The following is a 10,454-nucleotide window of genomic DNA, read 5'->3' on the forward strand; positions in this document are numbered from 1 at the left end:
GCCTGCGCGGCGTGCCGCACCCCCGTCAGATCGCCGGCAGCGCCGATCGCATCGTCACGATCTCCTCCGACATCGTCGGATGGACCGCCACGGTGCGGTCGAAATCCTCCTTCGTGGCCCCCATCTTTACGGCGATGCCGGCGAGCTGGATCATTTCGCCGGCCGCCGGTGCAACGATGTGGCAGCCCAGCACCTTGCGGCTTTCCTTGGACACCACGAGCTTCATCAGGACGCGGTCGGCATGGCCGGCAAAGGCCGATTGCATGGGCCGGAACGAGGTGCAGTAGACCTCGATCTCCTCCTGCTCGCGGGCCTGCTCCTCGGTCATCCCGACGGTGCCGAATTCCGGCTGCGTGAACACCGCGGAAGGCACCAGATCGTGATCAACCGGGGTCGGATTGCCGCGGAACACGGTCTCCACGAACTGCATGCCCTCGCGGATCGCCACCGGCGTCAGGTTGATCCGGTCGGTCACGTCGCCGATGGCGTAGATCGACGGCACCTTGCTCTGGCTGTATTCGTCGACCTCGATCTCGCCCTTTTTGCCGAGCGTCACGCCGGCCTCCTCGAGCCCCATATCGGCGGTGTTGGGCGACCGCCCGGTGGCGAAGAGCACGGCGTCGAAGACATGCGTGCCGCCATTGGTCGACTTGACCCAGACCGGGCCCTTGCGGGCCTCGGCGCCCTCGGGGGCCGGGCGCGCCTGCGCGGCGAGGCCGCTGTCGCCCGAGACGACGCCGCGTTCGTCCACCGCGGCGCCCATCCCGGCCTCCGCGAGATCCTCGCTCTCGCCCGGCTCGGCGCAGCGCATCTCGACGATGTTGGTCCCGGTATGCAGCTCGATGCCGCGCTCGCGCATGGCGTCGGCGATCAGGCCGCGGGCCTCGTCGTCGAAGCCGCGCAGGATCTGCGCGCCGCGGTAATACTGCGTCACGTCGACGCCCAGCCCGTTGAGGATGCAGGCGAATTCGCAGGCGATGTAGCCGCCGCCGACGATCAGGATGGATTTCGGCAGGTTCTCCAGCGCGAACACGTCGTCGGAGACCATGCCGAGCTCGGCGCCGGACATGTCGGGGCGCACCGGGCTGCCGCCGGTGGCGATCAGGATGTGCTTGGCGGTCTTCACCTGCCCGTCGGCGAGCTCCACCGTGTGCGGGTCGCGCAGCCGCGCCCGGCAATCGAAGGTCTCGACCCCGGAATTGTTCAGCAGCTTGCGGTACACCGCCTCGAGCCGGTCCAGCTCCTCGCGCAGGTGGCCGGCGAAGGTCGGCCAGTCGAAGCGCTTGTTGTCGAAGCTCCAGCCGTAACCCTCGGCGAGGGCCGGGATGCGGTCGAACTCGGAGGCGAAGACCATCAGCTTCTTGGGCACGCAGCCGCGGATCACGCAGGTGCCGCCGTAGCGGCTCTCCTCCGCCAGCGCGACGCGGGCGCCGCATTCCCCGGCCGCCACCCGGGCCGCGCGCACGCCGCCCGAACCGCCGCCGATCACGAACAGGTCGTAGTCGAAATCCGCCATTACTTCTCCAGATCTCCGAATGCGTTGCCGTCTTCGCCGAATGCCACGCGCTCCTCGCTGACCTGCACCGAATGGATGTCGCGGGTCTCGGCGCGGCCATCGGCATGGCCGATGATCACGTTGTCGCAGATATCCACGAACAGGCCGTTTTCCACCACGCCGGGCATCTGGTTGAGCATCAGCGCGAGCTGGCGCGGATTGCCGATGCGCTCCAGATGCAGGTCGAGGATGCGGTTGCCCTCGTCGGTGACATAGGGCTGCCCGTCGGCCTCGCGCAGCCGGATCTCGCGGCCCTGCACGTCCATCGAGACCAGCGTCTCCTCGATCAGCGCCTGGGTGGTGCGCCAGCCGAAGGGCACCACCTCCACCGGCAGCGGGAAGCGGCCGAGGCACTCGACCTCCTTGCCGGCATCGGCGATCACCACCATGCGGTCCGAGGCAGTGGCGACGATCTTCTCCTGCAGCAGCGCCCCGCCGCCGCCCTTGATCAGGTTCAGCTCGGGGTCGATCTCGTCGGCGCCGTCGATGGTCAGGTCGAGCCAGCCCGCAGTGTCGAGGTCGATGACCTCGAGGCCGAGCTTGCGCGCCAGATCCGCGGTCCGGGTCGAGGTCGGCACGCAGCGGATCTTCAGCCCTTCGCGGCGCATCCGGTCGGCCAGGCAGCGCACCAGCCAGGCCGCGGTCGATCCGGTGCCGAGCCCCACCCGCATGCCGGTCTCCACCAGCTCCGAGGCGCGCCTCGCGGCGACGAATTTGGCCTTGTCGATGGGCGAAAGGTCGGCGGACATGCGCGCGGGCTCCTCGAATTCGGGTCGCGCCGGTTATAGGCCAGCCCCTGCCGAGGTGCGAGGGGGTATCTGGACCGGCGCGGGGCGGCGCGCCGCGCGATGTCCGGGTCGGAGGCCGGAATGCCGTTTTCGCGGCGTGCGGCCGCCCGGGCGGCATGCTAGGTCGGGCGGCAGCCGGGGCGGTTGGCACAGGGAGAATGCGCGCGATGTTCCTTTCGGTCTTCGACATGTTCAAGGTCGGCGTCGGGCCGTCCTCGTCTCACACGATGGGCCCGATGGTGGCGGCGGCGCGCTTTCTCGACGCGATGCGCGCGGCGGAGTTCAACTGCGCCGGGCTGCGCGCCTCGCTGCATGGCAGCCTGGCCTTCACCGGAGTCGGCCACGCCACCGACCGGGCGGTGATCCTGGGCCTCGCCGGGTTCCGCCCCGAGACCTACGACGCCGAGGCCGCGGAGGCCGCCCTGGCGGAGTTAAAGCAGAGCCGCCGGCTCGCGCCCGAGGGCCTGCCGGAGCTTGCCTTCGACCCCGAGCGCGACCTGCGCTTCGACTACGACCGTGCCCTGCCCGGCCATGCCAACGGCATGATCCTGATGGGCACCGACGCGCAGGGCGACGTGCTGCTGCAGGAGACCTATTACTCGGTCGGCGGCGGCTTCGTGCTGACCGAGGCGGAGCTCGCGGCCGGGCGCGACACCGATCAGGGCGACCCGGTCCCCTACCCGTTCAAGACCGCCGCCGAGATGCTCGAGATGGCGAACGCCTCCGGCCTGTCGATCGCGCAGATGAAGCGGGCCAACGAATTGTCGCGCGGCGGCCACCGCGCGCTCGACGAGGGCGTGGCGCGGATCTGGCAGGTCATGCGCGACTGCATCGACCGCGGGCTCGCCACCGATGGCGAGCTGCCCGGCGGGCTGCGGGTCCGGCGCCGCGCCAAGGGCATCCACGACGCCCTGCTGGCCGAGCGCGGCACCAACCTCTCGGCGCCGCACCAGATCAACGAATGGATGGCGGCCTATGCCATGGCGGTGAACGAGGAGAACGCCGCCGGCGGGCAGGTCGTCACCGCGCCGACCAACGGCGCCGCCGGGGTGGTGCCGGCGGTGATCCGCTACTGGCTCGACCACGTGCCCGGCGCGGTGCCCTCGAAGGTGCCGGATTTCCTGCTCACCGCCGCGGCGATCGGCGGGCTGGTGAAGTACAACGCCTCGATCTCGGGCGCCGAGGCCGGCTGCCAGGCCGAGGTCGGCAGCGCCTCGGCGATGGCGGCGGCCGGGCTCTGCGCGGTGCTGGGCGGCACCCCGCAGCAGATCGAGAACGCCGCCGAGATCGCGCTCGAGCACCATCTCGGCATGACCTGCGACCCGGTGAAGGGCCTCGTCCAGGTGCCCTGCATCGAGCGAAACGGGCTTGGCGCGGTCAAGGCGGTGTCGGCGGCGAGCCTGGCGCTGCGCGGCGACGGCACCCATCTGGTGCCGCTCGATGCCTGCATCGAGACGATGCGTCAGGTCGGCGCCGACATGGCCGAGAAGTACAAGGAAACCTCGCTCGGCGGGCTCGCGGTCAACGTGCCGAACTGCTGAGCCGCGCCGCCCCGGCTCGCCCGGCTCAAAGCACCACGATGCCGGAATGCTTGGCCTTGTGCTCGGGCTCGACATGGATGGTGACCCGCGCGCCGGGCAGCTCGGCGATCAGGCCGGCCTCGACGCGGTCGCAGATCTCGTGCGCCTCGAAGACGCTCATCTCGCCCGGCACCACCAGGTGGAACTCCACGAAGGTCGCGCGCCCGGCATGGCGGGTGCGCAGGTCATGCGCCTCGACCGCGCCCTCGGCGCGGTCCGAGATGATCGCCCGCAGCGTCTCCAGCTCGCCGTCGGGCACCGATTCGTCCATCAGCCCCGAGACCGAGGCCGAAAGCAGCCGCCAGCCCGACCACAGAACGTGCACCGCGACCAGCGCCGCCAGCGCCGGGTCGAGCCAGGCGATGCCGGTCAGCGCCGCCGCCGCCACCCCGACCGCGACCCCCACCGAGGTCACCACGTCGGCCATCAGGTGACGCCCGTCGGCGGCCAGCGCCGGCGATCTGAGGCCGCGCCCGCGGCGCACCAGAACCAGCGCCCAGACGCCGTTCAGGAGGCTCGCGCCGAGGTTCACCGCGATCCCCGCCCAGGGCGCCGCCAGCACCGGCGGGTCCATCAGCCCGGCCCAGGCCTCGCGCAGGATGAACAGCGCCGCGATGACGATCAGCACGCCCTCGAGCACCGCCGAGAGGAACTCCGCCTTATGATGCCCGAAGGGATGCGCCGCGTCGGGCGGCTGGGCGGCGATGCGCACGGCGCAGAGCGCGATGACCGCGGCCCCGACATTGACGATGCTCTCGAGCGCGTCCGAGAGCAGCGCCACCGAGCCGGTCATCCGCCACGCCAGGAGCTTGACGGCGAGCACCACGACGCCCACCGCCACCGATCCCAGCGCCAGGCGCATCGTCGCGTTCATCGCCCTCACTCCGGCCGTTTTACCGGCGCCCCGGTTAGCCGCCCGGGCCGGGTCCCGCAAGCCGCGCGCCGCAGCTTGCCGCTCACTTCTTCAGGGCGTCGCGGATCTCGATCAGCACGTCGAGCTGCGAGGGCCCGGACTTGACCTCGGGGGCGACGTCGTCGGGCCGCTCGGCCGCCGCCTTCACCCGGTTCACCGTCTTCACCAGCACGAAGACCACGAAGGCGATGATGAAGAAGTTGATCACCGCCATGATGAAGGAGCCGATGGCGAAGACCGGGGCGCCGGATTCCTTGGCCACCTCCAGCGAGGGGTGATCCGAGCCGTCGAGCGTGTAGTACCAGCCCGAGAAGTCGATCCCGCCGGTGAAGATGGCGATGACCGGGTTGATGATGTCGCCCACCAGCGAGGACACGATGGCGGTGAAGGCGGCCCCCACGATGATGCCGACCGCCATGTCCATGACGTTGCCCTTGGCGATGAAATCCTTGAATTCCTGCAGCATCCCTGCCCCTTTCCGCGCAAGCCTCCGATGCCGCGTTCTAGCAGCCCGGCGCGCCGGCGTTGAGGCCCGGCCCGGCGGCCCGCCCGCGATGCGGGCAGCTTGGCCACAGCCGGCGCCCGGCGTCGTGTCCGCGCCCGGCCCGGCGGCGCGGCCGGTCTCAGTCCGGCAGCGTTCCGGTCAGCACGTAGCGCAGGATCGCCACCACCTCCTCGGGCTCGCGCGCCACCGCCAGAGCCGCGGCGTCGACCTCCTTCAGCGCGTGGTCGTGCTGTTCGGGCTGCAGCACGATCAGCGACTTGCCGAGCGCCGAGGCGATGCCGGCATCGAAGGCGGCGTTCCACTGCTTGTATTCGGTGCCGAAGCGCACCACCACGACATCGGCCTCGGCGATGCCCTTGCGGGTGCGGATGGCGTTGAGCTGCGCGCCCTTGCGGTCGTGCCAGAACTTCGAGCTCTCGGCCCCGAGGATCGCCACGCCGCAATCGTCCGACGCCGCGTGATCGGTCACCGGACCCGAGAAGGTGACGTCGAGCCCCTGCGCCCCGTCGATCACGCGCTCGCGCCAATCGGTGTGGATCTCGCCCGAGAGATAGACGTTCAGTCCCATGTTGCTCGCTCCTGTTTCGGGGGCGCGCGGCCCCGCGCGGATCAGCCGCGCAGGGTGGCCCCGGTCGCCTTGCCGACCTTCTCGACGATCTTCTGGCTCACCGCCTCGATGTCCTTCTCGGTCAGGGTGCGGTCGCGCGGCTGCATCCGCACCGTCACCGCCAGAGACTTGCGGCCCTCGCCAAGGCTGCCGCCGGAGAATTCGTCGAAGACCCGCACCTCCTCGATCAGCACCTTGTCGGCCCCGGACGCGGCGTTCACCAGGTCGAGCGCCTGAACGCCCGCATCCACCACGAAGGCGAAGTCGCGCTCCACCGGCTGCAGGTCTGCCAGGTCGAGCGCCGGCCGCGTCGTCTTGACCGCCTTGGGCAGCGGCACCTCCTCGGGCCAGAGGGTGAAGGCCACCGCCGGGCCCTTGACGTCGAGCGCCTTCAGCACCCGCGGATGGACCTCGCCGAAGACCCCCAGCACCTTCTTCGGGCCGAGGCAGAGGGTGCCGTGGCGGCCGGGATGCCACCAGTCTGCGCCGTTGCGCAGGATCTGCATCTTGGCCGGCGCGCCGATGGCGGCCAGCGCCGCCTCGGCATCGGCCTTGGCATCGAACAGGTCGACGCCGCGCGCCGCGCCGTGCACGTCCTTGGGCCCGGTGCGCCCGACCAGCAGGCCGCTGAGCTCCAGCCGCTGCTCGCCCGGCTCCCCGCCCGAGAAGACGTGGCCGAGCTCGAAGAGCGCCAGTTCGCCCTGCCCGCGCGCCTGGTTGCGCGCCGCGGCCTGCAGCAGGCCGGGCAGCAGCGCCGGGCGCATGTGGCTCATCTCGGACGAGATCGGGTTGGCCAGTTCGGTCGCCGCCCCGCCGCCGCCGAAAAGTTCGGCCGCGGCGCGGTCGATGAAGCTATAGGTGACGCATTCGTTGTAGCCCAGCGCCGCCACGGTGCGCCGCGCCGCGCGCTCGCGCACCTGCAGCGGCGACAGGATCGGCTTCGGCACGCCCGGGCTCGGCCGCGGCAGCGGCTTGCCCTCGAGCTTCGTCAGCGAGGCGATGCGCGCCACCTCCTCCACGAGGTCGGCCTCGCCCATCACGTCGGGGCGCCAGGACGGGACCTGCGCCATGTCGCCTTGCAGCGTGAAGCCCAGCGCCTGCAGCGTCGCGCGCTGGGTCCCGGCCGGGATCGCCATGCCGACCAGGCTCTGCACCCGGTCGGTGTCGAGCCGGTAGGCGCGGGAATGGTCCGGCAGGGCCCCGGCCGTGATCACCTCGGAGGCCTCGCCGCCGGCATGGTCGAGGATCATCCGCGTCGCCGCCTCGATCCCCAACGGCGTCCAGGCCGGGTCGATGCCGCGCTCGAAGCGGTAGCGGGCGTCGGAATGGATCTTCAGCGCGCGGCCCGTCAGCGCGGTGCGCACCGGGTCGAAGAAGGCGGCCTCGAGGAACACGTTCACCGTCCCGTCGGAGACCCCGGTGGCGGCGCCGCCCATGATCCCGCCCAGGCTCTCGGGGCCCGAGGCATCGGAGATCAGCACCATGCCGGGCTCCAGCCGGTAGGTCCGCTCATCGAGCGCCGGCAGGGTCTCGCCGCCTTCGGAGAGATGCACGCGGAGATCGCCTTCGACCTTGTCGGCGTCGAAGACGTGCAGCGGCCGGTTGCGGTCGTAGGTGAAGAAGTTGGTGACATCGACGAGGAAGGAGATCGGCCGCAGCCCGATCGCTCGCAGCCGCGCCTGCAGCCAGGCCGGCGAGGGTCCGTTCTTCACGCCGCGGATCAGCCGGCCGCAGAAGACCGGGCAGGCCTCGCGCGCGTCGTCGTCGATGGTGACGCCGATCGGGCTCTGGAAGCTGCCGGGCACCGGTTCGGTGGCGTCGGGCTTCAGGGTGCCGAGGCCGCGCGCGGCGAGGTCGCGGGCGATGCCGCGCACGCCCAGCGCGTCGGGGCGGTTCGGGGTGATGGCGATCTCGATCACCGGGTCGACCTTGGCCGGATCGTGCGCCGCCAGCCAGTCGGTGAAGCGCTCCCCGACCTCGCCCGTGGGCAGCTCGATGATGCCGTCATGCTCTTCCGACAGCTCCATCTCGCGCTCGGAGCACATCATGCCGTGGCTCTCGACGCCGCGGATCTTGCCGACCTGGATGGTGGTGTCGATGCCCGGCACGTAGGTCCCGGGGGTGGCGATGACCACGGTGATGCCCGCCCGGGCATTGGGCGCGCCGCAGATGATCTGGGTCTCGCCGGCGGCGGTCGCCACGCGGCAGACCTTCAGCTTGTCGGCATCGGGATGCTTCTCGGCCGCCAGCACCTTGCCGATGGTGAAGGCGGCGAGCCGCTCGGCGGGGTTCTCCACGCCCTCCACCTCGAGCCCGAGATCGGTCAGGGTCTCGGCGATCTCGTCGACGGAGGCCTCGGTGTCGAGGTGATCCTTGAGCCAGGACAGGGTGAACTTCATGGTCGCGCGCCTCGCCGTTCCTTGGACGCGGCTTCCCTAGCGGATCGGCGCCCGGGGGGGAAGAGACCGCAATCCTAGCGGCGGGGCTCCGGGCGCTTCGAAATTCAGGTTACCCGTGGCGCGCCATCATCGCGGCCACAACCTCCGCCAGAAGCGCTCCGATGTAAGCGACAAAAACGAGGAGCACTGCGGTCATGATGCGCTTGGCCCACCTGTAACTGACATGCCGGTCGTGAATATCACCCTCGACCTCCACCCTTAGCAGACGAAAGTACATTTCGAGCTGACCAAGCGCTTCGTCGAGAGTTCGGTTTCGAACACCGTTTTCTGTCCAGAAAGCCTCAAGTTTTTCACGCGCCTTCGCGCGCTCTGACCGAAGCGCAACCAGACTGGCAATATGGAGCTCGACGAAGCGATCGATTTGAGCTTCCAATTGGTGCAGACCGGTTTCCGTGAACGCTTTCTCAAGCTGCTCCATATGAGGCCTATGGCGTGAGTACCTGCGATCTGCGGTAGTCCGAAAGCACCTGAACAACATGAGAATAGCAACACCAATCGCGAGGAGGGTCGCCAGAGCGGTCAGCAGCATGATCCAATAAAGCGGCACCGACCAGAATCCACCTTCGCTCGGGAACCGCGACAATTGAATATCCAGCACAAACAAATAGACAGCAGCGAAGATACTGGAAGCAGAAACAAGCCCACGGCCCTTGGAGTCTAGGTAGTTGAAGCTCTTTTCGTAATCCTCCCAGTACTTCAAACGATTAAAGAAATGGAATTGCCTTCTATAACTGTGCTGATCCATCAAATTTCCTCAATACAAAACGCACGAAAAAAGTAAATGGCATCCAATATCTTGGAGACCATAGCACCGGGCGCTGAACGGCACAACGCCCGGTGAAATTGAAAAGTCTGATGGCTTATCCGGGTCTCGCCCTACCGGCTCAGCCCGCCATGCAGCGTCGGCACGTCGAGTGCGCCGAAGCCGTAATGCCGCAGCCAGCGCAGGTCGGAATCGAAGAACGCGCGCAGGTCGGGGATGCCGTATTTCAGCATCGCGATGCGGTCGATGCCCATGCCGAAGGCGAAGCCCTGCCACTGGTCGGGGTCGACCCCGGCGGCCCCCAGCACCTTGGGATGCACCATGCCCGAGCCCAGCACCTCGAGCCAGCCGTCGCCCTCGCCGATCTTCAGCTGGCCGCCCTCCCAGGAACACTGGATGTCGACCTCGGCCGAGGGTTCGGTGAAGGGGAAATGCGAGGCCCGGAACCGGATGCGGATGCCCTCGACCTCGAAGAAGGCGGCGAAGAACTCCTCCAGCACCCATTTCAGATGCGCCATGGAGATCTCGCGGTCGATCGCCAGCCCCTCGACCTGGTGGAACATCGGCGTGTGGGTCTGGTCGTAATCGGCGCGGTAGACGCGGCCCGGGGCGATGATCCGGCAGGGCGCGCCGTGCTTCTCCATGTGCCGGATCTGCACCGGCGAGGTATGGGTGCGCAGCACGTGGGGCGGGCGGTTATCGGCCTCGGCACGGGCCATGTAGAAGGTGTCCATCTCGGCCCGCGCGGGGTGGTGGCCGGGGATGTTGAGGGCGTCGAAATTGTACCAGTCGGTGTCGATCTGCGGCCCCTCGGCGACCGCGAAGCCCATATCGGCGAAGATCGCGGTGATCTCCTCGGTGACCTGGGAGATCGGGTGGATCGAGCCCTGCCGCCGCGGCCGCGCCGGCAGCGTCACGTCGAGCCATTCGGCGCGCAGCCGGGCGTCGAGCTCGGCATCCTCGAGCGCCGCCTTCTTGGCCGCGAGCGCCGAGTTGATCTCGTCCTTCAGGGCGTTCAGCCTGGGGCCGGCGCTCTGGCGCTCCTCGGGCGACATGCGGCCGAGCTCGCGCATCGCCAGCGCCACCTCGCCCTTCTTGCCCACCGCCTGCACGCGCAGCGCCTCGAGCGCGGCGGCGTCGGAGGCGCCGGCGATGAGACCGAGATACTTGTCGCGCAGATCGTCCATGAAGATGCCTCCGGGGGTAGGGACCGGCGCCTAGCTAGCGGCCCGGCGCCGGCGCTGCAAGCGCCAGGGCGCCGCTCCTCCCCCCGGGCCCGGAGCC

At 69.4% G+C, this 10,454-nt stretch carries 9 protein-coding genes; 1 reads left to right on the plus strand and 8 read right to left on the minus strand.

The annotated features are described in order from the left end of the window. Positions 1-25: 25 nt before the first annotated feature. Both ACXYMW_RS04510 and rpiA read right to left on the minus strand, forming a co-directional pair. Positions 26-1,516 (minus strand): FAD-dependent oxidoreductase, encoded by a 1,491-nt coding sequence (locus ACXYMW_RS04510; protein ID WP_459034101.1) that lies wholly within the window; start codon positions 1,514-1,516, stop codon positions 26-28. Next, entirely contained in the window at positions 1,516-2,304 is a 789-nt protein-coding gene (rpiA, locus tag ACXYMW_RS04515; RefSeq protein WP_459034102.1) for a ribose-5-phosphate isomerase RpiA, read from the minus strand. Before rpiA ends, ACXYMW_RS04510 begins: the two co-directional genes overlap by 1 nt. A 206-nt stretch (positions 2,305-2,510) precedes the next feature. Between rpiA and ACXYMW_RS04520 the strand changes: the two genes are divergently transcribed. Continuing rightward, entirely contained in the window at positions 2,511-3,884 is a 1,374-nt protein-coding gene (locus ACXYMW_RS04520; protein WP_459034103.1) for an L-serine ammonia-lyase, read from the plus strand. 25 nt (positions 3,885-3,909) lie between these two features. Here ACXYMW_RS04520 and ACXYMW_RS04525 read toward each other — a convergent pair whose 3' ends face one another. The 6 genes from ACXYMW_RS04525 to pheS all read right to left on the minus strand — a co-directional run bounded on the left by ACXYMW_RS04525 (position 3,910) and on the right by pheS (position 10,357). Next, positions 3,910-4,797 (minus strand): cation diffusion facilitator family transporter, encoded by an 888-nt coding sequence (locus tag ACXYMW_RS04525; protein ID WP_459034104.1) that lies wholly within the window; start codon positions 4,795-4,797, stop codon positions 3,910-3,912. Positions 4,798-4,879: 82 nt separating this feature from the next. After that, positions 4,880-5,302: a large conductance mechanosensitive channel protein MscL gene (gene mscL / locus ACXYMW_RS04530; RefSeq protein WP_459034105.1), complete on the minus strand. Its 423-nt coding sequence runs from the start codon at positions 5,300-5,302 to the stop codon at positions 4,880-4,882. A 157-nt stretch (positions 5,303-5,459) separates the two neighbouring features. Next, on the minus strand, positions 5,460-5,909 hold the full coding sequence (locus ACXYMW_RS04535; RefSeq protein WP_459034106.1) for a YtoQ family protein: 450 nt from the start codon (positions 5,907-5,909) through the stop codon (positions 5,460-5,462). A 41-nt stretch (positions 5,910-5,950) separates the two neighbouring features. Then, a complete protein-coding gene (pheT, locus tag ACXYMW_RS04540) occupies positions 5,951-8,347 on the minus strand; it encodes a phenylalanine--tRNA ligase subunit beta (RefSeq protein WP_459034107.1) in 2,397 nt (798 codons plus the stop codon). Between the two features lie 109 nt (positions 8,348-8,456). Further along, positions 8,457-9,152 (minus strand): hypothetical protein, encoded by a 696-nt coding sequence (locus tag ACXYMW_RS04545; protein WP_459034108.1) that lies wholly within the window; start codon positions 9,150-9,152, stop codon positions 8,457-8,459. 131 nt (positions 9,153-9,283) lie between these two features. Continuing rightward, a complete protein-coding gene (pheS, locus tag ACXYMW_RS04550) occupies positions 9,284-10,357 on the minus strand; it encodes a phenylalanine--tRNA ligase subunit alpha (protein WP_459034109.1) in 1,074 nt (357 codons plus the stop codon). Positions 10,358-10,454: the final 97 nt, after the last annotated feature.

The sequence above is a fragment of the Roseivivax sp. CAU 1761 genome (genome assembly GCF_054482755.1).

Coding starts and splice junctions, on each gene's coding strand:
- pheS (WP_459034109.1), bottom strand. CDS start 10,357: ATGGACGATCTGCGCGACAAGTATCTCGGTCTCATCGCCGGCGCCTCC.
- mscL (WP_459034105.1), bottom strand. CDS start 5,302: ATGCTGCAGGAATTCAAGGATTTCATCGCCAAGGGCAACGTCATGGAC.
- ACXYMW_RS04520 (WP_459034103.1), top strand. CDS start 2,511: ATGTTCCTTTCGGTCTTCGACATGTTCAAGGTCGGCGTCGGGCCGTCC.
- pheT (WP_459034107.1), bottom strand. CDS start 8,347: ATGAAGTTCACCCTGTCCTGGCTCAAGGATCACCTCGACACCGAGGCC.
- ACXYMW_RS04525 (WP_459034104.1), bottom strand. CDS start 4,797: ATGAACGCGACGATGCGCCTGGCGCTGGGATCGGTGGCGGTGGGCGTC.
- ACXYMW_RS04545 (WP_459034108.1), bottom strand. CDS start 9,152: ATGGATCAGCACAGTTATAGAAGGCAATTCCATTTCTTTAATCGTTTG.
- ACXYMW_RS04535 (WP_459034106.1), bottom strand. CDS start 5,909: ATGGGACTGAACGTCTATCTCTCGGGCGAGATCCACACCGATTGGCGC.
- rpiA (WP_459034102.1), bottom strand. CDS start 2,304: ATGTCCGCCGACCTTTCGCCCATCGACAAGGCCAAATTCGTCGCCGCG.
- ACXYMW_RS04510 (WP_459034101.1), bottom strand. CDS start 1,516: ATGGCGGATTTCGACTACGACCTGTTCGTGATCGGCGGCGGTTCGGGC.